General features: G+C 37.6%; 16 protein-coding genes. 14 read left to right on the top strand and 2 right to left on the bottom strand.

The window, feature by feature from the left end; translation table 11 throughout:
* Positions 1 to 2: 2 nt before the first annotated feature.
* Positions 3 to 2,777, bottom strand: coding sequence for an AAA domain-containing protein (locus tag AB5443_RS03620; protein ID WP_368113260.1), 2,775 nt, complete (start codon positions 2,775 to 2,777; stop codon positions 3 to 5).
* Positions 2,778 to 3,033: 256 nt separating this feature from the next.
* Here AB5443_RS03620 and AB5443_RS03615 point away from each other — a divergent pair, with 256 nt between their 5' ends.
* Together AB5443_RS03615 and AB5443_RS03610 are read left to right on the top strand one after the other, a co-directional pair.
* The gene (locus AB5443_RS03615; RefSeq protein WP_368113277.1) at positions 3,034 to 4,068 is read left to right on the top strand and encodes an alcohol dehydrogenase; all 1,035 of its coding nucleotides are present in this window, start codon (positions 3,034 to 3,036) and stop codon (positions 4,066 to 4,068) included.
* Between the two features lie 54 nt (positions 4,069 to 4,122).
* Positions 4,123 to 4,929, top strand: a complete 807-nt coding sequence (locus AB5443_RS03610; RefSeq protein WP_368113259.1) for a TrmH family RNA methyltransferase — start codon at positions 4,123 to 4,125, stop codon at positions 4,927 to 4,929.
* A 35-nt stretch (positions 4,930 to 4,964) separates the two neighbouring features.
* Here the strand turns inward: AB5443_RS03610 and AB5443_RS03605 are convergent, their stop codons facing one another.
* Positions 4,965 to 5,378: a secondary thiamine-phosphate synthase enzyme YjbQ gene (locus tag AB5443_RS03605; protein ID WP_022138118.1), complete on the bottom strand. Its 414-nt coding sequence runs from the start codon at positions 5,376 to 5,378 to the stop codon at positions 4,965 to 4,967.
* 765 nt (positions 5,379 to 6,143) lie between these two features.
* Here AB5443_RS03605 and AB5443_RS03600 point away from each other — a divergent pair.
* The 12 genes from AB5443_RS03600 to AB5443_RS03545 all read left to right on the top strand — a co-directional run bounded on the left by AB5443_RS03600 (position 6,144) and on the right by AB5443_RS03545 (position 21,408).
* Positions 6,144 to 6,464, top strand: coding sequence for a helix-turn-helix domain-containing protein (locus AB5443_RS03600; protein WP_368113258.1), 321 nt, complete (start codon positions 6,144 to 6,146; stop codon positions 6,462 to 6,464).
* A 3-nt stretch (positions 6,465 to 6,467) separates the two neighbouring features.
* Positions 6,468 to 7,724: a type II toxin-antitoxin system HipA family toxin gene (locus AB5443_RS03595; RefSeq protein WP_368113257.1), complete on the top strand. Its 1,257-nt coding sequence runs from the start codon at positions 6,468 to 6,470 to the stop codon at positions 7,722 to 7,724.
* Positions 7,725 to 8,050: 326 nt separating this feature from the next.
* On the top strand, positions 8,051 to 8,281 hold the full coding sequence (locus AB5443_RS03590; RefSeq protein ID WP_009036648.1) for a helix-turn-helix domain-containing protein: 231 nt from the start codon (positions 8,051 to 8,053) through the stop codon (positions 8,279 to 8,281).
* Between the two features lie 10 nt (positions 8,282 to 8,291).
* Complete coding sequence (locus AB5443_RS03585; RefSeq protein WP_368113256.1) at positions 8,292 to 9,377, top strand: DNA cytosine methyltransferase; 1,086 nt, start codon at positions 8,292 to 8,294, stop codon at positions 9,375 to 9,377.
* 2 nt (positions 9,378 to 9,379) lie between these two features.
* Positions 9,380 to 10,897: an ATP-binding protein gene (locus AB5443_RS03580; RefSeq protein WP_368113255.1), complete on the top strand. Its 1,518-nt coding sequence runs from the start codon at positions 9,380 to 9,382 to the stop codon at positions 10,895 to 10,897.
* The gene (locus AB5443_RS03575) at positions 10,872 to 13,763 is read left to right on the top strand and encodes a Z1 domain-containing protein (protein ID WP_368113254.1); all 2,892 of its coding nucleotides are present in this window, start codon (positions 10,872 to 10,874) and stop codon (positions 13,761 to 13,763) included. Before AB5443_RS03580 ends, AB5443_RS03575 begins: the two co-directional genes overlap by 26 nt.
* Positions 13,753 to 14,664 carry a PD-(D/E)XK motif protein gene (locus AB5443_RS03570; RefSeq protein ID WP_368113253.1) on the top strand — a complete coding sequence of 304 codons (912 nt, stop codon included), beginning with the start codon at positions 13,753 to 13,755 and terminating at the stop codon, positions 14,662 to 14,664. The genes AB5443_RS03575 and AB5443_RS03570 overlap by 11 nt, the downstream gene beginning before the upstream one ends.
* 12 nt (positions 14,665 to 14,676) lie before the next feature.
* Positions 14,677 to 16,794, top strand: coding sequence for an AIPR family protein (locus tag AB5443_RS03565; RefSeq protein ID WP_368113252.1), 2,118 nt, complete (start codon positions 14,677 to 14,679; stop codon positions 16,792 to 16,794).
* Between the two features lie 10 nt (positions 16,795 to 16,804).
* A complete protein-coding gene (locus AB5443_RS03560) occupies positions 16,805 to 17,797 on the top strand; it encodes a hypothetical protein (protein ID WP_009036654.1) in 993 nt (330 codons plus the stop codon).
* Positions 17,794 to 19,599 (top strand): hypothetical protein, encoded by a 1,806-nt coding sequence (locus AB5443_RS03555; protein WP_368113251.1) that lies wholly within the window; start codon positions 17,794 to 17,796, stop codon positions 19,597 to 19,599. Before AB5443_RS03560 ends, AB5443_RS03555 begins: the two co-directional genes overlap by 4 nt.
* A 3-nt stretch (positions 19,600 to 19,602) precedes the next feature.
* Positions 19,603 to 20,562, top strand: a complete 960-nt coding sequence (locus AB5443_RS03550) for a hypothetical protein (protein ID WP_005939588.1) — start codon at positions 19,603 to 19,605, stop codon at positions 20,560 to 20,562.
* 336 nt (positions 20,563 to 20,898) lie between these two features.
* A complete protein-coding gene (locus AB5443_RS03545) occupies positions 20,899 to 21,408 on the top strand; it encodes a very short patch repair endonuclease (protein ID WP_009036657.1) in 510 nt (169 codons plus the stop codon).
* Positions 21,409 to 21,428: the final 20 nt, after the last annotated feature.

Genomic DNA, 21,428 nt, shown 5'->3' with positions numbered 1-21,428 from the left:
TATTATTGGTGTAATACTTCACATAACTTATCTACAACAACTTTCTTCTCATTACTACCAATAGTAGACAATCTCACCAACGGAATGCCGTACAACTCCAATATATGATCCTTTTTAACATCACGTTCCGCCTGCCTTGTCCCAGATTTATGATACATATAACCGTCCGTCTCAATAGCCAATACCGGTTGTTTGCTCACACGATTATAAATCAGAAAGTCGATATGGGTATTAATATTTGCAGCATATTTGCTCTCTTCAGCATTTAGCAGAGAATAGTCTTGAATCAACATATAAAGAGGTAAATGGCAAATGATATTCAAATGACTCATATTGATGTTCTCTTGCAGAATGTCTTCTATCAAGGCAAAGGTCAGATTCTCGGAATCATATTCAGATATTTTCTTATGTTTCTTTAAATAGGCGATTCGGGCATCCGTATATTGTTCGTATAGATAATCGAATATGGAATGAATCTTACTGGCGATGACTGTACCGTTATTGTATTCGATGTAGGCAATCAGGTCGCTGATATTACAATCTTTGGGCTGTTCGTTTCCTGATACGACCAGATAGAACTGCTGTTTGGCTCGGGAAACAGCGACATTCAGCAGATTCGGATCATCGGAAAAGGCGGTGATAGTGTCATCGACCGTAGTCATGATGATGGCATCCTTCTCCCTTCCCTGAAACTTATGGACTGTTGCTACATCAATACTTTCTTCAAGTGCGGATTTAACGGCATTTACCTGCTTGTTATATGGGGCAATGACACCTATCTCATCTGTTTCATAGGATAGGGCAGGTAACACTTCTTCTTTGATAACATCTATTTCCCGTTGATTCAGATGGCTGCGGGAATGGTTGCCTTTGGCGGTTCTTATGGCACGGATTACGTCCTTTTCTCCTTTATCACGTGTCATGATAACAAGGTTTCCGCCATAAAATTTTTGATTGCAGAAGTTGATGATTTTAGGGTGACACCGATAATGCTCCCGTAATAAAGTCTGTGGTACATTCGGAATCACTTTGCAGACAGATTGCAGGAAACTCATACGGGCACAATCATATTCAGCCTTAATCAGACATGCGTTAGCGATAAAGTCCAACTTTTCCTTATCTTCTTCCGTGACTACATTGGGGAGCTGCATGGTGTCTCCGACAATGATTGCATTTTTAGCGCATGACAATGCCAAAGCTCCTGTTTCTACCGAAACCTGTGAAGCTTCATCCATTATCAGATAATCATATACGGTATCCCGATGCAGGCTACTTACTGATGAAAATGTAGTGCTTAGTATAATCGGATACTCTTTCTGTACTTCCCGCCAATTATATTTCAAGTCTTCTAAAGTAAAGACCGTTTTGTCATGATTATTACCATAAGTATGGAATAACTTGTTTTTCAGATACTTCATCGATGCATCAGCCATTTGCTTAGCCATTTCGGATGCATCTTTGTTGGCAAGTTCCTTTTCTAATGTATCTATCTCAACTTTCAGTTCAGCGTGTTTTGTCCGGTAGAATAAGGTTTGGAAGTCTGCGATAATCGAGCTCATCTCCCGCTTATAGAAATTCTTGTCGGGGATTTTGCAAACCGTTTTGCTTTTGAATCTGAAGAACAGCCATTTCAACCGTTGTATAAAAGCTACGATTCCCCGGAAATTTGACGTCTGCTCTTTTTCCGTAAATTGCTGACATTCGTTCCATAAGTTCAGAAGAGTAGCAGAGCCGGAGTTTCCACGTAGTTTTATAGTAGATTCTTTAGTACCGAATTCTTGCAGGTAATGCTGCCATTCTATTTTCAGGGCTTGTATTTCCTGTCTTGCCATGGCAAGGCGTTCCTGTTTGGAAAATATGCTTTTGAGTTCTTCCGTCTGACGATGTATCTTATCGAGAAACAGGGGCTGGTCGGCTTCCACATCATGCCACGATTCGAAATTCTCCGGATATTGTTTCTCTTCTTCCTGAGTCTCTATGAATTTCTCTTTGTTGGCTGTGCTGCCGAGCAATGCGACGATAAATCCCATATCGTATTTGGATAACTTCTCAAGTATATTTACAATGGCGGAGTTATTGTTAGATACAACCTGAACAGTTTTGCCGCGTACCAGAATATTGGCGATAATATTCAGGATAGTCTGTGTCTTTCCGGTTCCCGGCGGGCCTTGTACAACGCTTATCTGGTTCTCAAAAGCTGTCTGGACTGCCTTTTGTTGGCTGGCATTACAACCGAAAGGGAAAATCAGAGTCGATGTGCTTTGAGCCTGCAATTTATACTTTTGAGGATTCAAATATGCGGCAATAGCCCTGTTATCCGCTATAAAGTTAACCTTTTCATATTGTTTAGCCAATAACTTCGTTCCGTCATCAGCTTTTAATCCGTTCACATCGGCAACTTTCTTCAAATATTCGAATACGCTTCTCGAACAAGGTTCTCCCAGACATGATTGGGTAATCTGCAAATCTTCTCCTTTATAATCATACTCTTTGCCGTTCTGAAAACGAATGTGCCAATAACTGTGTTTTCCGGCGTAAAAAACGTATAGAGCTTCAATATTTGATAAAGTTCTTCCTTTACTGACTATTTGATAATCATTGGGAGCAGGCTTCTCGGGAGAGGTTAACCAAAGAACATTTTCTTCTTTGTAGGTATAAGCACTCGAAGAATTACGGAATAGTATCTTATAGTTGCCACCATAGTTTTGGCAACTCTCTATCTCGGCAGTCTTGATTTGTCCTTTTATTATAATCAGATTTTCGGAAGTATCTATCATAGGCTTGTGTGCAGATGTTATAAGGCGTGCTGATGTCTTTGTTGTTTATTGATTATTTAGGACATAAAAGTAAGAGTATTTTTCAAAATATCAAAGAGCTGAAGTAAAAAAACAGTAAACTACTTTATTGTGCTTTTTATTACTGTAAAATAGAATGGGATTCTGTTTGAGATTATCGAACATGATAAAATATTTATGTTTTGCCAATGAAATCACTATCTTTGCAAGGTATATATTAATAGACAAGGAGAAGATTATGCTTGCATACACATATATTGAACACGGAAAATTTGAGTTGCTCGAGAAGCCGAAACCGGAAATAAAAGATTCACGGGATGCGATCGTACGCGTGACACTTGGCAGTATCTGTACTAGTGATCTTCATATCAAACATGGTAGCGTGCCGCGTGCAGTGCCCGGAACGACTGTTGGGCACGAAATGGTAGGTATCGTGGAAGAGGTGGGGAGTGATGTAACTTCAGTGAAGCCGGGAGATAGAGTGACTGTGAATGTGGAAACTTTCTGTGGGGAATGCTTCTTCTGTAAACGAGGATATGTGAATAACTGTACTGATTCCAATGGTGGTTGGGCTTTGGGCTGTCGTATTGATGGCGGTCAGGCGGAATATGTCAGAGTTCCTTATGCTGACCAAGGGTTGAACCGCATTCCTGATACGGTTAGCGATGAACAGGCTTTATTTGTCGGTGATGTGCTTGCGACAGGCTTTTGGGCTGCTCGTATCTCGGAGATTTCCGAAGATGATACTGTTCTTATTATCGGCGCCGGGCCTACCGGAATCTGCACTTTATTGTGTGTGATGCTGAAGAAACCACAACGTATTATTGTCTGTGAAAAGTCTCCTGAAAGAATACGGTTTGTTCGTGAACATTATCCTGATGTATGGGTGGTAGAACCTGAAAACTGCCAGGATTTTGTACTTCACAACAGTGAGCATGGTGGTGCTGATGTTGTGTTAGAAGTGGCTGGTAGTGAGGATACTTTTCGTTTGGCGTGGGAATGTGCCCGTCCCAATGCTATTGTGACTATCGTAGCCCTTTATGACGAACCACAACTTCTCCCTTTGCCTGATATGTATGGCAAGAATCTGATTTTTAAGACAGGTGGAGTGGATGGTTGTGACTGTGCGGAGATTCTAAATCTGATTGCAGAAGGCAAGATAGATACTACTCCTCTTATTACACATAGATTTCCACTTCATAAAATAGAGGAAGCCTATCGTATCTTTGAGAATAGACTGGACGGCGTCATTAAGGTAGCTATTTATAAATGACCTGTTCAGTGAATGAAATGCCCGTATGTTTAATTGAAAGTAATAAATAATAGTATGCCTATTATCGAAATATCATCTTTATCTCATCCCGGAGTTGAAGTATTCAGTACTCTTACTGAAATACAGTTGCGTAATCGCATCGAACCTGATAAGGGTATTTTTATCGTAGAAAGTCCAAAGGTTATCAGGAGAGCTTTGGATGCCGGTTATGAACCTTTGGCTATTTTGTGTGAACAGAGACATATTATCGGTGATGCCGCTGATATTATTGAACGTTGTGGTGAACTGCCTGTCTATACGGGTAGCAGAGAATTACTTGCCGAGCTAACCGGCTATGTTCTGACACGTGGTGTGCTTTGTGCCATGCGTCGTCCTGTGTCACGTAGCATGGAAGAAGTGTGTCAAGAAGCCCGGCGTATTGTTGTAATCGACAGTGTTGTTGATGCAACCAATATCGGCGCAATTTTCCGTTCGGCTGCAGCCCTTGGAATTGATGCCGTATTACTGACACGCAATTCTTGTGAACCGTTGAACCGGCGTGCGGTCAGAGTATCTATGGGAAGTGTTTTCTTTGTTCCATGGACTTGGATGAATGGCTCTCTCTCTGAACTGAGGAATTTAGGGTTTCGCACGGCTGCTATGGCACTCACGGACAACTCTATTTCTATTGATAATCCTATCCTGGCTGTTGAACCTAAACTAGCTATCGTGATGGGGAACGAGGGGGACGGACTTCCCTGTGAAACGATTGCCGAGGCTGACTATGTAGTCCGTATCCCTATGTCGCATGGCGTCGATTCGCTCAATGTAGCTGCTGCGGCCGCTGTGGCCTTTTGGCAACTTCGTGCTCCACAATCTTGAGATTAGTGTGTACCAAAGTTATAATAACCATATAGTTATTCTCCACTGATAGTTGCTACAATTCTCCGATTACCACCGTAATCCCGGAATTCACAGAGATAGATGCCTTGCCAAGTTCCGAGATTCAGCTTTCCATTGGTAATGGGTACTGTGACGGTTGTTCCTATAATGGAACTTTTTGCATGAGCCGGCATGTCGTCATCTCCCTCTAAAGTGTGTTGATAATATGGTTCACGTTCTTTTATCAAGTGGTTGAAGATACTTTCCATATCAACCCGAACATCAGGATCTGCATTTTCATTAATACTTAACCCGGCAGAAGTATGTTTGATAAATAAATGCAATAATCCGACTTTGGGCAATGGTGGCAAATTACGCAGTACTTCTCCCGTTATAAGATGAAATCCACGTTTGCGTGACTGCAATTCAAATTCTACTTGTTTCCACATATTATTATAGTTTCATATTTCAGGCACTGTACTTGTAGTCATATATTGATAAGTAAAAGTACGATTGATGTAAGAATTCTACTTACCGATGCAGCATACATAGCTGCTTGAATGATAGATTATTGCAATTTAATCGGTAGAAAAGTCGTTTTTGAGACCTCTGAGACTTGTTTTTGAGGCTGTTTTACACTCTTTTCTTAATGAATCAGAACCATGAGGAAATTTTGCATCCTCAATGAAGTTCACCTATCTTCTATCCGGCTACAAAGGTACAAAATTCCGTGATGTTTTCGCCTATAGTGTCAACTAAATGCAAGATATTCTCATGGATAATGTTTGCTGACCAAAAGAGTAAAAATCGGTTGAAGCCTTTTCTTCCCTCTGCTTGACTTAACTTTATTGCCCGTGTATATAATGACGGTCATTAAAGTCAAGTTGAGAGGTAGAGTCAAGTCTTTTTCTTTTGGCGAGCAAAATAGTTCTTTGATATGATGAGTGTATGATGAACAATTTGCATCGTTTGTAACGAATAACATATTGTTTGTAGGTGTATATGGTGCTTACAAACAGCATTATGGCATTTAGTTTTTGGAAGTTTTTGCTCAAAATAGATTATGTATATGGTTAATTATGCCAAGACGTGCATTTTTCTATGTGTAATACATCATTAAATAAATAAAAAGTATTACCTTTGCATATTATATGATAGGTTGATTATAGCAAGGTCATTAACATAGTTGCTTTGCACCTTAAATTGATGTAGTAATGGCAAAGAATACAATGGGAACCAAGCTTCCTCGAAAATTGGATCAGAAGATGCAGATTGTGGGCGAGCAGATTAAGTTGGCTCGCTTACGTCGGAATCTGAGTGTGGCTCAGGTTGCTGAACGTGCCACCTGTTCACCGCTTACTGTGTCCCGAATAGAAAAAGGGATTCCTACAGTTGCAATAGGGATCTATCTACGTGTTTTGTACGCATTGCAACTTGACGATGATATTCTATTGCTTGCCAAAGAAGATAAAATGGGAAAAGCTTTGCAAGATTTGAGTTTGAAAACAAGAGAACGTGCATCCAAGAAAGAATAATCTATGAAAAAGTTGTATGTATATGCCGATTTCGATTGGCTCAAAGAAGTGGAACTCATAGGCGAATTGGGCTATGAGTCTCTTCGTGGTGCGGACAGCTATAGTTTTACGTTCAATAATGAATGGTTAAGGCAGCACAGCGATCTGTTTTTGAGTGACGACTTGAATAATTATCCCGGTCAGCAATACACGCAACCAGGTAAAGATATATTTGGTTGTTTCTCTGATGCCTTGCCCGACCGTTGGGGACGTACTTTGTTGTTGCGTCGTGAGCAAATTGTAGCGGCAGAAGAACAACGCCCCGTAAGGAGATTGTCATCTTTCGATTTCTTAACTGGTATCGATGATTTCTCTCGAATGGGTGGATTCCGTTTTAAGGAAGACCTCGATGGCGAATTTATCAATGTGAGTGAATCATTGAAAATTCCACCTTTGACGGATATTCGGGAACTGATTGCAGCCAGTGCCGAGATAGAGAAATGTGAAGAAAACAATATGCTCCCCGATAGAAAATGGATTGCACAACTTGTGCAACCGGGAACATCATTGGGCGGTGCGAGACCTAAAGCCAATGTCGTAGATGCAGATAAGACTCTTTATGTAGCCAAGTTCCCGTCTCGCAAGGATGACTATGATGTAGGACTTTGGGAGCATTTCAGTCATTTGCTTGCCACAAAAACAGGGATAAACGCTGCAAAAACAAAAGTGTTAGCAACTGGAGAAAAATATCATACATTGCTGTCACAACGCTTCGATAGAACCCAAGAAGGAAAACGCATTCATTTAGCATCTGCCATGACCTTATTGGGGCTGAGTGATGGTGACAATGCAACTACCAGGCATGGTTATCTGGATATAGTTGACTTTATTATTCAGAGCTGTACCGATGTGGAGCGAAACCTACAGGAACTATACCGTCGTGTGGCTTTCAATATATGCATAGGCAATAGTGACGACCATTTCCGCAATCATGGTTTCCTTTTGACTGCAAAAGGATGGATACTGTCTCCTGCATATGACATGAACCCCACGTTAAATGAGTATCAAAGTTTGCTTGTTTCATCAACTTCTAACAAAGCAGAGTTGAGTATTTTGCTGGATGCTTGCGAAGACTACATGCTAAACCGTAAAACGGCAGAAAAGATTATTTCGGAGGTGATTGAAGCTGTAAAAGGATGGCGCGAATTGGCAACACGATTAGGAATTTCCAAGAGAGAGATGGATATGTTTGCCGGAGTGTTGGATGAACGATGTAAGTGAGAATAACTGTTTCAGTGTGCCAAATTACCAAATAAAAACGCGCTAAATTTCCAAGAGATATGATGTTGATTTGTATGTAATTGAGTAGTGAAATGCGATTGAAGATTTGTATTATGCTGCGCGAACATAATGTTTGTGTAGCATAATTTTTTGAAAGGTGAAATTCATTGATGGAATGGATAAAAACAATACATGTGTTCTTTTGCATATCTTTATGCCAACTGTAGTCATTCCTTTAAACGATGTTTTTGTTGCTTATCTACTTGGCTATATGGGAAATTAGATGTATCTTTGTTTGCAATATAACGAGTATAATTTGAATACTGATGTCGAACAATCAACAAATAATGATGAATAGGATTAAGGCGGTACTGGCTGAAAGGCAACGAACCAATAGATGGTTGGCAACTCAAATGGGCAAATCAGAGAACACAATTTCAAGATGGTGTTCTAATAAATCGCAACCATCTATTATTCAATTGCAAGAAATAGCGAATTTGTTGGATGTTGACATTCGACAGTTGCTAACTACAACAAAAGATAATAATGACTTATGATGCTCTGCTTATGAAAAAAATCGGTATAGACATATTTTCAGGAGCAGGCGGATTAAGTCTGGGGGGGGTAATGGCGGGAATTAAGGTTCGCTATGCTATTGAGGTTAATCCTCACGCAGCCAAATCTTTTGAACTTAATCACAAAGGAGCAAAAGTAATATGTGGCGATATTCGGGATGTCAAAGCTACAGATTTCTTAAATAAAGACGAGGAAGTATTTATAATCATGGGAGGCCCTCCTTGTCAGGGATTTTCTATGTCAAATACGATGTCTCGCAATATGGACAATCCTAATAATTTATTGTTCAAAGAGTTTGTTCGTTTGGTCTCAGAAATAAAGCCTAGATGGTTTGTCCTTGAAAATGTTTGGGGAATGACTAAAATGAACAATGGAGAAACAATAGAAATGATAAAACATTGTTTTGAGGAGATAGAGCCAGGCTATAAGGTCAAATGGAAGGTTCTATGGGCTGATGAATATGGTGTTCCACAAAGACGGATGAGAATGTTTATGGTCGGAAACAACCAAGGAATTGACTTTGAGTTTCCAAAGCCTTTTGATTATAAAGTGAGTGTAGAAGAAGCTATTGGAGATTTACCTGTTTTACATAATGGTGATATGATAGATTCATTGCCTTACACTAAGTCAATAAAGGAATCTAGCCCTTATGCGCAACAGATGAGAAAAGGTTCAATAGAATCAAAGCAGAATTTTGTGTCAAAGAGTAACGACCTTGTGATGCAACGTTACAAATATATCGGTCAAGGTGAGAATTGGAGAGCTATTCCGGAGTCCTTGATGCGAAATTATTCAGACAAGACTCGTTGTCATAGTGGAATATATAAACGTCTGAAAGCAAATTGCCCTTCTGTTGTCATTTCAAACTATAGGAAGAGTATGCTAATTCATCCATATCAAGACAGAGGTTTATCGGTGAGGGAAGCGGCACGTTTACAAAGTTTTCCTGATACGTTTATCTTTCAAGGGCCTCATATGAGCATACAGCAACAGATAGGTAATGCGGTTCCTCCGTTATTGTCTAAAGCTGTGATGGCGCAGATTCTGGAATACGATTCATCATACAATAAGGAATAACTATGAGTACTTATAGACAAAGCATTCCACAAGCTGATACTCTTATGGGGGCTATGCGTTCAATGGGGTATTCTTTCGAAGCTGCTATTGCTGATATTATTGACAATGGTATTAGTGCAAATTGCAGCGTAGTCAAACTATTCTTTCCTTCAGAACCTATTGATGATCTTGTTGTGGGAATCTTAGATGATGGAGAAGGAATGTCTGCAGGCGTCCTTTTTGAAGCTATGAGGTATGGAAGTAGGGACTCTGAACTTGAAAGAAATGCAAATGATTTGGGACGATTCGGTTTAGGAATGAAATCTGCCTCTTTGTCTCAATGTAGAATTTTGACGGTTGTCAGTTTGCAGGAAGAAAAGATTAGTAGCTATTCTTGGGATTATAATTATATTCAAAATAGAAAAGAGTGGGTGGTGAAGGAGCTGTCACAAAATGAAATAAAAGCACTTCCTTATATTCACTCTCTCCTCGAATTGCCACATGGCACGCTTGTACTATGGCAGGATTTCGATGTGTTGGAGAAATCAAGTGGTGGAATGGTTTATGATGCTCTTGTTGAACTTAAAGAATCTGTAGCCAATAATATTGCTCTGATTTTTCATAACTTTCTTTCAGCAAAAGGTAAGGGGCAGATCAAGATGTACTTGAATAAAGGGAGAATAAAACCAATGGAGCCTTTCCTTGAATCACATTCTAAGACAACAACGAAGAAAGCACGTTCCATTGCTATTCGTGACAGTAAGGGTCAAGAACGGCAAATCTGGGTTAAACCATATATCTTGCCATTTGCAACAGATTTAAACGATGAATACAGAAAACTCATAGGAGGAGTAGAGACATTAAGAATCAAACAAGGTTTCTATGTTTATCGAAATAAGCGTTTGATAATTTGGGGAACTTGGTTTGGGATGAAACCGCGTGGTGAACTCACAAAAAATGCTAGAGTTAGAGTAGATATTCCGAATTCACTTGATGACATATGGAGTATTGATATAAAGAAACAAACAGCTTCTATTCCAAAGCAGATTCAGCGTCAATTGCGCCAAACAGTTATTGAAGCGATGGATATTTCTGTTAGGAAGCAAACCCATCGTGGTCGAAAAGAAAATGTTGAGGATATTGACTATATTTGGGATAGAATGGAAGGCAGAGGAAAGACTTTTTATTATCAAATCAATCGTGAGAGCAAAGTGTTCCAGATGGTGAGGGATAGAATGTCAGAAGAAGACTATACTCTGCTTGAGATGCTTTTGAAAGAAATTGAGCAAAACGTTCCGACTCAGCAGATTTACATTGACAAGTCTAATGATGCAATCAGTCAAGATGAACCAGATAATCGTGTCGATGAGATTTTCCAACTTGGGATTTATATGGTAAACTTGGCAAAATCTTTTAACAAGAAATCTATAATAGAGATTGTTTCTGATCTGATGAAATCAGAGCCATTCTGCAAATATAAAGTTGTTGAGGAAAAACTTTTAGATAACTACAAGGATGAAATTAACAAACGAAGCATATAATAAGATTCTACTCATAATTTCCGCACGTTTGGAACTTATGAAGGAACTGTCGGGCTTTGTTCCATCTTTGGAAAATATTAAGCCTGCGATTGAAGACGCAATAGCCTTCTCTGGTATTGATTGTGATGAGGAAGACAAAAATAAATTGTTGGAAGAAATAGAATACCGAGAGAAAATCACTCATGTATTGGGCGATATTATTTATGATGATTATGAACAAAAGAAGTGGTATTTCAATGATAAAGTAGATGACAGCTATTTTTGGGAGAGATATTATCGTTATTTAAAAGAACACACTTCAATTGACGACAAAAGTATTAATCTTTTGCACGAAAAGACATTGCCTGACATAATGAATTGTTTATACAATCCAAAGGAAGAATTTGAAGGTAAACGTTTGAAGAGGGGCTTAATAATTGGTGATGTACAGTCTGGTAAAACCGCTACATATTCAGGTCTGATTTGTAAAGCTGCTGATGCAGGATATAAAGTTGTTATTCTTCTAGCTGGTATAACAGAAAGTCTTCGTCAGCAAACACAAGAACGTATTGATGAAAGTGTTGTTGGGTACACTATTCGTAAGGTTGAAAAACATATTCGCGAGGGGAAGGTAGGAGTTGGTAAAGACAACAAGCAACGTAGAGCTACTTCTTTTACTACATGTGTAAAAGATTTTGTTAAAGGAAGTAATTTGATTTCAACGACTTTATCGGAGCATAATTCTCTGGTCCTTTTTGTCGTTAAAAAAAATGTATCAGTTCTGACAAAATTGCATGATTGGTTGAAAAACCAGAATATGGATGTTCGTACAAATAGTATAAACCATCCAATGCTTCTTATTGACGATGAGGCAGACAATGCATCGGTTAATACAAAAAAAGATAATACAGATCCAACTAAGACAAACGCTATAATTCGTAAGATTTGCAATCTTTTTCAGACTGCGAATTATATTGGTTTTACTGCTACTCCATTTGCAAATGTTTTTATAGATCCGGATTCGGTGGACAGTATGAAGAATGCAGATTTGTTTCCAGAGCATTTCATATATACGTTACCGACCCCTTCCTCATATATTGGTGCCGATAAAATTTTTTATGAGGATAAAGAGTACTATCGCAATTTACGTTTTATAACTGATGTTGAAGAACCAGACTACACTTCAGATGAATATAGGACTGATTTACACGAAAATATAGAAGAACTTAATTCTGGGACATTCTACTCTCGTCACAAAAAAGAATGGAATGGAGTCTTGCCAAATTCGCTGAAGGAGTCCGTATATTGTTATTATCTGGCAAATGTTATTCGAGATTTAAGAGGACATGCCTCTAAACCAAGAAGTATGTTGGTTAATATGTCTCGTTTCATAAGGGTGCAACAGGTGATTAAGGAACATATTGAAGAAATACAGAACAACTTTATTCAAATACTAAAATACAACTTTGACGAAGATACCTCAAAGAATGCTCATCTGTCACTGTATAAAGAACTGAAACGACTTTGGAAAAAACATTTTGATAATATTACTGATATCTGTTTTATTGATGTTATAAAAAAGAAGAATTTATTAGGTGCTGTGTTCGATATTGAAGCTGATGTTCCAAAGATGGAAATTATCGTTGTTAATGGTAGTAGCGCAAGCAAATTAGATTACAAATCTAATCCTTCGTTGAGAGTAATTGCTATTGGAGGACTTGCTCTTTCGCGAGGTCTCACATTAGAGGGCTTGCTTGTAAGCTATTTCTATCGAAACACTGCAACATTTGATGTGTTGATGCAGATGGGGCGTTGGTTTGGTTATCGACCTGGTTATGCTGATTTGTTCCAAATATGGACAAGTCAAGCAAGTGCAACTTGGTATAGAGAAATAGCGACAGCCACCACCGAATTGAAAGCAGATATTAAGAAAATGTTTGAGCAACATCTTACTCCTAAAGATTTCGGCATTAAAGTTCGTGACTATTGCGACGAATTACAGATAACAGCCAACAATAAGATGCGGACTGCGTACGAATTGTTGATGATGGAATCCTACTATGGAAATATCTGTGATACCCCTTACCTTAGTGTCAAGGCGGAACATAATGAAGAGAATTGGAATCAAGTAAAATGTTTTACTGCCCACCTGTTTGAAAATGATTATAAATTTGGTTTCGCGAATGTCGACAAATACAAAGATGAGGATGTATGCTCAGATATTGATAAATCTAGATATTTTTCTGATGTGTCCAAAGAATTGGTGGTAGACTTCCTGTCTAATATAAAATGTTCATTAGTTAACATGAAATTTAACCGGCAAAACTTAATTGATTTTATTTGCGACAAAGAAACAGAAGGAGTAGATAAATGGGATATTGTTTTCGAAGGTGGTGATGGGCAGACCTTTTATGACATACCAGGACTTGAAATGATACGTTGTCCGAAACGTCAGATTGAGGAACATGATCATGTAATTCAAATTTCGAGTCGTCGTAGGATTCTTGGTTTACGAGAAGGAAAGTTCTGCTTAAGTCAAGATGAGATAGATTTGGCAGAAAAACGATGCAGAGAAGTTTGGGCGAGAGAAGGTTCTGAGTTTGGAGGACGGCATATTCCTATTAAAGCATATTTTGAGCATCTTCCACACAGAAAACCTGTATTGATAATTATGCTCATCGAACCGGTAGAGCCAGAAAATATTGAAGCCAACAAGAATGCCTTAAAATTCATAGAGAAACTTAATGGCAATAAAATGATAGCTTTTGCTATTGGTTTCCCTGGATTAAAAGAAACAGGTAAAACCAAGAAATATAAAGTTAATAAAACATATTATCAGCTTAACATGCTTGATGAACCAGACGAAATAGAAGAGGATGAAGAATAAATTATCTACAACATTCTCGCAAGGATTCCAAAGCGGAGCTTTTATCCGTGTTGGTGAAAACCGCGACCTCAGTCTTTTTGTAGGAAAGGATGAGAAAGGAAACTATGCCTTTGATTTTAGAGGTACATACGTTCCAGTTAGAATAGCTCAGTCGGATGTGATTACAGTACAGCAGGGAAAGAGTGGCGAGAATTATATTCTTCGCTTTTCACTCTGTAATTCAGAGTTGCTGGAATATTTTAGTACGTTTTGCCAGGATTTGCTCGATTCTACGGAAGCTATTAAGGACGATGAAGATGCTTATAAAACACTTTGTTCAAGATATTTCTCATGGAAAAAATTGTTCCGACCAAATAATGGTGGAATGAATGACAATGAGGTAATGGGGTTGATAGGCGAACTGCTTTTTATGCAGGATTATATGATTCCTCACTATGGTGTGGATATGGCATTAGATAGCTGGATGGGTCCAGAAAAGACCCATAAGGATTATTCTACAGAGAGTGTTTGGTATGAGATAAAGGCAATAAGTGCAGGCAAAGATTCTGTAAAGATTTCATCACTTGAGCAACTGGATGGAGATGACGAGGGCTATCTTGCTATTTATTGTTTGGAAAAGATGAGTCCAACATTCAGTGGTATAAAATTGAATGTACTGGTTCAAAACCTAATGGCAAAAATGGGGACAGCTCAAAATAGAGAGACTTTCATGTCTAAACTGAGTATGTACGCATTCGATTTCTCTCCAGAATACGACAAATTCGTATTTACGAATGTGGGATTCTCAATGTACAATGTAAGCAACGATTTCCCTCGCTTATGCAGAAAAAACATACCGAATGCAATAAACAGAATTCAGTACGAGATTTTTCTTTCTGAATTAGAAGAATATAAACTTTAAATCCGTTACACTATGGAGATTGAAGAATATAGAGCGCAATTTATTGATCAGCTTAGATTTGATGCCGATCACGAAGGAACAGAACCGGAAACTCAGTTTATTCTAAAAACATTAGAAGAACTGGAATCTATCGGGGAATTTAATGATCCGATGCCGATGTCTATTGAAATGAGAGGCAAGCGTGGTCGTATCATGGCTTTTGATGCTTATGCTTACGACGAAGCTGACAGTGCACTCATATTGATTGCAAGTGATTTTACCAATGAGCGTGATGCCGTAAACACGTTGACCAATACCCGCATCATGGATTTGTATACTCACATGTGCAATTTCCTTGACGAAGTTGTCAACGGCAAGATGAGTGACTATTGTGACGATTCTGATCCTGCCATTATTTTAGCAAAAGAATTTCGAAAGAAAATTGGCAAAGGACTGTTGGACACAGAGATTCTTCGCTTCAAGTTTTATATTATTTCTAACTCGATTCTTAGTAAGCAGGTGAAGAGTGTCTCTCAAGAAGATTTTCTTGAGAGACCGGTAGAGTTAAATATCTGGACGCTGGAACGGCTGTTCCAAACATTTATGTCCGATGCAAGTGAGATTGTTGAGTTTGATACAAAAGATTTTGATTGCGAGGGGATTCAATATCTAAAAGCAGATTTAGGAGATAGTAGCGACTATGATGCATATCTTGGAATTGTTCCAGGAAAGTTCTTGGCAGATATCTATTTGAAATATGGGAGTAAATTATTGCAAGGCAATGTGCGGGCTTTCCTGAGTGTTCGTGGTAAGGTAAACAAGGGTATCCGAAATACTATCATTAATAGTCCAGAGAATTTCTTTACCTATAATAACGGCATTGCTATTGTTGCCCGTTCAATAGGTTTTTCTGCAGATAACACTCGAATTACTCATTTTAAGGATTTACAAATTATAAATGGTGGTCAGACAACCGCTTCGTTAGCTAATGCAATTATTCGCAAAGAGGACAAAAAAGGCATGGACAATTTGTTTGTTCCGATGAAGCTGACTGTGCTGAATGTGGACAATGATATGTCGGAGGAAGAGGTTGAACGTTATAACAATATTACTAAAACAATCTCAAAATGCGCTAATTGCCAAAATCCTGTTTCGGATGCCGATTTTTTCTCTAATCACCCATTCCATGTAATGATGGAGAAACTATCGCAAAAGGTTCTTGCTCCTCCTGTTGCAGGTAAACCATATCAGACTCGTTGGTTCTACGAGCGTTCTCGTGGAAAATGGGAACAGGAACAAATGAAACTTACACAAGCGCAACGAAAAACCTTCTGCGAGAAAAGTCCGAAAAATCAGGTTGTCAAGAAGGAAAAGCTGGCGAAATGTTTGAATACTATTCGTATGAATCCTCACCAGGTTTGTCAAAGCTCTGCCATCAACTTCAATCGTTTTGCGGATTATGTTGAAGAACTTTATGATAAATCAAAGGATAGTATTAATGAGGTGTTCTTTAAGAAAGGAATCTGCTCCGTCATTATGTTTGATGAATTGGACGTAATGATCAATAAGTCAGAATGGTATCCTAAAGGAGGAGATAAAGCTCAGATTGTGCCATACACAATTGCAAAACTGATATCAATTTTGCCAAAGGATGCCGATCTTGACTGGGTTACGATTTGGAATAAACAGACACTGTATCCGGCTCTTGCAAATGAGTTGATTCGTTTAGCTTTTGATACACAGAAGTTTTTGACAAAACAAGCTGGTGGAGGCCTTGTTAGAACGATATCCAGAACGCTTGCAGTTTGGGATGACTATAAGAAAGTTCCGTTTGAACTCTCTGACGAATTTATTAAATCCCTTGTTTCCCAAAAGGAGATTAAAACAACAGAAGCTGCTGCTAAACGAGCGCACAAATTCAATTCAAACATTGAAGCAAGCGTTGAGATATTTAATTTGGGTGCTGACTATTGGATGAGGGTTTATAACGAACTTTTAAAAGAAAATGTTCTCTCGTACGGAGACCTTGATTTTATTAAGTCTATTGCAACTAGATTTATAGCTAAAATGGTTCTTCCTTCGTCTGCCCAATGTAAGAGACTCTTGAAGATTGTCAGCAATGTTGAAGATAAGGGATATGTAATGCCGTAAATAATGTAAAATGAATTTAGAAGAATATTTTGAAACAAAAAGCAGTCAGGATTTTCCATCCGAAAAAGACTATGTTGCTATATATCGCACTTTTAAACAGTTTATGAATTCAGAGATCCATAATGAAGTTAAAGCGATTACTACAAGACTGGATAATACTGTGTATCTAAATGATCACAGTGCTAATCATGTAAAAATGGTTATGGTTAAAGTATCTTCCATACTGAAAGATTGTTCATACCTTACTCCATATGAATGCTTTATACTATTGGTCGCGATTCAAATTCATGATGCGGGACATATCTTTAATGGCAGAGACGGTCATGAAAAATCTGGCAGATATCTTCTGGAAAATTTAAACGTTGATACAATTGAGAGAAAAATTATTGGGGATATAGCTAAAGCGCATTCAGGCAAAAATGATCCGATTGGGAATTTGCCATACAAGACCTCTATCTCGGGGCATGATGTGAGAATCCGTGAACTAGCAGCTTTGTTAAGATTTGGTGATGAACTTGCGGATGAAAACAGTCGTGCGTCTTCTTACTTGCTAAAAAAGGACTTAATACCTGAGGATAGCAAATTGTATCATGCTTTCTCTGAAAGTTTGTACAACTTCAATCCAGATAAAGACAGTCATTGTATTCAGATGGGCTTTTCTCTCACTAAGAATCAAGTTCAAAATAGATATAAGAAAGGTGAGTCTTCTATTTATTTGTTGGATGAAATATATACAAGAACATTCAAGACATTCCAGGAATGTTTGTACTATAATCGTTTTGTTAGCTATGAGTATCAATTCCATTCGATTATTATTTCTATAGAATTTATAGATGAAGGGTTTGAACCTTTCTTTGATACAATATCTTATCGTATAGAGGAAAAGGGATATCCAACGTTATCAATAAATAATGTTTTTGAGTATTGTGGGGCACAATTAGAACGAAGTAACAACAAATTAACAGGTGATTATGTTCATCAATGTGTAAATAGTTCATTATGAAAGAAAATCCATTTGAAATAAAGACTCCAGAACAGAACTCCGCTCAGGATGTTGTCGATTTATTTGTTGATGTTTTTCCTGACTTTTATCAAGTATTAGAAAAAGGACATACATTTATTAATGGTCCAAGAGGTTCAGGTAAAAGTATGATGTTCCGCTACATACAACCAGATTGTCAGTGTTTAGCCAAGCATTGCCAAATATCTGAGCTGGATTATTTTGCTGTATACGTTCCTATAAAACTAACAAATATAAATATTCCTGACTTGGCGCGCCTTGAGACTCATGCCGAAATTATATTAAATGAGCACTTGTTAACGACATACGTAATGTCTAATGTGTATAAGTCGGTTGGATGTTATTTGGGGAATATATTAAATGATTATAAAGAGCAGATATGGCAATATTATAATACTGATTTTCGGGATGTTCTTTCTTACTGCGGTGTTAACAACATTGTTGAATTACCAAACGATACAGACAAGGATGGACTAACAATGATGGAGTTAATGGCAAAAGAGGTAGAACGGATAAATCGTTCCTGTCGAATCTATTGCAATAAAATAGCTTTGTCAAAAGATACTTCTATTCCATATGATGGACCAATTGTTGATTTCATAGATTTTATGAAACCACTACTTGTGTCTTTAAAATCTTTACCATTTTTCCCTCAAGATAAACCTTTGTATATTTTGATTGACGATGCTGGCTATCTAAATGTGGCTCAAACAAAGGTGTTGAACACTTGGGTGTCATATCGCACAACAAAAGACATATGTTTTAAGATCTCTACCCAGTTAGATTATAAAACACATTTGACGAATAACGAGAAAAGAATAGACGCACCTCATGATTATTCTGAGATAAACATTTCTACAGTTTATTCAAGTAGTAAAAGTAAGTATAATGAACGACTTCAAGAAATTGTTAAGAAAAGACTAAAGAGATATTTGAACCTTGATATTGAGACAAAAGATTTCTTTCCAGAGGATAAAGAACAAGAGCTAAAGATTCAAGAGATATATAATCAGATGTTGATAGATTATGCAGATCCTGAGAAAAAATATGCAGGTGGGGATGCAGCAAGACGCTATGCAAGACCTGAATATATAACACGGTTGCAACAGAATCATAAAGCAGGCTCTACATATAGCTATGCTGGTTTTGATCAACTTGTAGCTGTGTCTTCCGGTATTATTCGACATTTCTTAGCTCCTGCGCAAGAAATGTATTCGTTAGCAATTACAGAACTTGGAGCAAATGAAGATAATATTACCAGCATCAAACCTTCTATTCAAGATGAAGTTATAAAAAAATACTCCAACAACTATTTGGTTGGTGAGTTTGAAAAACTTAAAAAAGATATTGACAATAATAACACTAGGCAAATACAATTGGAAAAATTATATCGAATGATAGACTCTTTGGGACAATTATTTCATTTGCAGCTTACTTCTAACTCCTCAGAAAGAAGAGTGTTCTCTGTAGCAATTACAGATACTCCAGATGACGAAATGAATGAAATAATTGACATGGGAGAACAGCTGGGTTATTTCCATAAAAGTACAATTGGAAATAAAACAGGTACTGGAAGAAATCGCTTAATCATATTAAGTAGAATTTTGGCACCTCATTTCAAGTTGGATGCTACAAGTTTTGCCGGTTACAAATTTATGGATAGCGCCAAATTGAGAATGGCAATGATTGATACTAAGAGATTTTTAGCACAGTTTAAATTTACCGAAGATGACAGTTCTTCGGCTACTCAATTACTATTGTTTGACGGTAATAATCCTATTTAAGATATGAAAAAAATATTAATAAACAGTATAGATAAAGAGATAGTTAACGATTCTTTGTTTATTTGTAGTTCAAGTTTTGAGAAAAGATGTTTAATAATACCTAATGAGATTTCCAAGAATGAATCTATTGAGGCTGTTATTTGCTACTTTCCAAATAACTATACAGAAACAGAGAAGAATGCTGAGAGTTTAAAAGAACTATTCATAGGACGATCTTCTATCATAGAACTCTCTCTTGAGAATCCGTTGGATAATTATGATAATTTGTTTGATGCAATAACAACAAGCAAAAAAGAACACCTATATGTTGATGTATCAACATTTACTAGAGAAACATTGTTGATAATAATAAAAATCTTATCCTCTTCAATAGTTGAATTTACTGATATACATCTGTGTTATTGTCCGTCGAGTAGATACTCATCCTATGAAGAGGGTACTTCGTTACCTTGGCTTAGTAAAGGGGTAAGGACAATACGTTCTGTTGTTGGCTATTCTGGCGATATGTCACCAATAAAGGATTTGTTACTAATTATATTAGTCGGTTTTGAATATGAACGTGCTCAAACATTGATAGAGGTTTTCGAGCCTAGTAAGTTATATTTAGGTATGGCTTCGCCAACAGAAAGTCATAATGAATCTCTAAGCGAAATTAATCGTTCGAATTTCGAAAAATTACTTGAAAAAAATTCTCGAGCTTCAAATTTTCAATTCTCATGTAAAAATCTGGAGCAAAATATCAAAGAAATTGGTAAGATTGTTGACGAGAATAGGAAAGATTATAATATAGTAATCAGTCCAATGAACAATAAACTATCAACTCTTTCTATAGCGGCTATTGCCCAGAAATATCCTGATGTGCAAATTTGTTACGCTTTAGCAAATCAGTATAATACTGAATCCTATTCGAATCCGGAAGATTATATATATATGCTACCAATCGATGAAATAATAAAAAAGTGAAATGAAAATCATCAATAAACGTTGCATAAATTAGGGACATTATTTTGTGCAATATCTTTCAAGTAGCATTCGTCAAATACAATGAACGTTGTCCGGATGAACAAGCCGAAAAAATGGCTAATTTGACAAAATATGGTACTTACAATACGAAACATATATGGATGTTAAGGTACGGGATGTCCTTTGAAGATATTGAATTGTTAGAAGACTATATTGAATCAATTGATGAACGAGGAATAATAGTAACGCAAGAATTCTCGAATCTTCCACAAAAAGTAAAGGGATGTATCGATAGATTTGTAGAATAATAGATAACTGTCAGTAATATGTTAATAAATGGATAAATTGACCAAGGAACAGCGTCATCGTTGCATGTCTGCGATAAAGGGCAAGAACACGAAACCGGAATTATTGGTGAGAAAGTTCTTGTTCGGCCGTGGCTTTCGGTATAGGCTGAATCACCCACGGCTTCCAGGACATCCCGATTTGGTTTTACGTAAATACAGAACTGTTATTTTCGTAAATGGTTGCTTTTGGCACGGTCACGAAGGATGCAAATACTACGTTCTACCAAAGACAAATGTTGAGTTTTGGAAGAATAAAATTGAGCGTAATCGGAGTAGAGATATAGAGGAACGGCAACTGCTAACTTCGATGGGGTGGCATTGTATTACCATTTGGGAATGTCAGTTGAAACCGAAAGTCCGCCAACAGACTTTAGAGGCTTTAGAATACACGCTTTACCATATTTATCTTGAGGATAGAAGAATCAAATCATATGAGACAACTGAAGAAGAATATAGCATGGTGGCAGAACCCATTGAAAGTTATGGCAAATCGAAATGAATAATTGCGAAGGTGATAAT

Origin of the sequence: Bacteroides sp. RTP21281st1_H5_RTP21281_210402 (assembly GCF_040918965.1) — a bacterium.
In the GTDB taxonomy this organism is placed as follows: domain Bacteria; phylum Bacteroidota; class Bacteroidia; order Bacteroidales; family Bacteroidaceae; genus Bacteroides; species Bacteroides congonensis.
Note: the sequence above shows the minus strand (reverse complement) of the source record. Positions and strands in the feature narration are given on the sequence as shown.

Excerpts from the sequence above, each read along its gene's own strand:
- AB5443_RS03620 (WP_368113260.1), bottom strand. The coding sequence starts at position 2,777 with ATGATAGATACTTCCGAAAATCTGATTATAATAAAAGGACAAATCAAG.
- AB5443_RS03615 (WP_368113277.1), top strand. The coding sequence starts at position 3,034 with ATGCTTGCATACACATATATTGAACACGGAAAATTTGAGTTGCTCGAG.
- AB5443_RS03610 (WP_368113259.1), top strand. The coding sequence starts at position 4,123 with ATGCCTATTATCGAAATATCATCTTTATCTCATCCCGGAGTTGAAGTA.
- AB5443_RS03605 (WP_022138118.1), bottom strand. The coding sequence starts at position 5,378 with ATGTGGAAACAAGTAGAATTTGAATTGCAGTCACGCAAACGTGGATTT.
- AB5443_RS03600 (WP_368113258.1), top strand. The coding sequence starts at position 6,144 with ATGGCAAAGAATACAATGGGAACCAAGCTTCCTCGAAAATTGGATCAG.
- AB5443_RS03595 (WP_368113257.1), top strand. The coding sequence starts at position 6,468 with ATGAAAAAGTTGTATGTATATGCCGATTTCGATTGGCTCAAAGAAGTG.
- AB5443_RS03590 (WP_009036648.1), top strand. The coding sequence starts at position 8,051 with ATGTCGAACAATCAACAAATAATGATGAATAGGATTAAGGCGGTACTG.
- AB5443_RS03585 (WP_368113256.1), top strand. The coding sequence starts at position 8,292 with ATGAAAAAAATCGGTATAGACATATTTTCAGGAGCAGGCGGATTAAGT.
- AB5443_RS03580 (WP_368113255.1), top strand. The coding sequence starts at position 9,380 with ATGAGTACTTATAGACAAAGCATTCCACAAGCTGATACTCTTATGGGG.
- AB5443_RS03575 (WP_368113254.1), top strand. The coding sequence starts at position 10,872 with ATGAAATTAACAAACGAAGCATATAATAAGATTCTACTCATAATTTCC.
- AB5443_RS03570 (WP_368113253.1), top strand. The coding sequence starts at position 13,753 with ATGAAGAATAAATTATCTACAACATTCTCGCAAGGATTCCAAAGCGGA.
- AB5443_RS03565 (WP_368113252.1), top strand. The coding sequence starts at position 14,677 with ATGGAGATTGAAGAATATAGAGCGCAATTTATTGATCAGCTTAGATTT.
- AB5443_RS03560 (WP_009036654.1), top strand. The coding sequence starts at position 16,805 with ATGAATTTAGAAGAATATTTTGAAACAAAAAGCAGTCAGGATTTTCCA.
- AB5443_RS03555 (WP_368113251.1), top strand. The coding sequence starts at position 17,794 with ATGAAAGAAAATCCATTTGAAATAAAGACTCCAGAACAGAACTCCGCT.
- AB5443_RS03550 (WP_005939588.1), top strand. The coding sequence starts at position 19,603 with ATGAAAAAAATATTAATAAACAGTATAGATAAAGAGATAGTTAACGAT.
- AB5443_RS03545 (WP_009036657.1), top strand. The coding sequence starts at position 20,899 with ATGGATAAATTGACCAAGGAACAGCGTCATCGTTGCATGTCTGCGATA.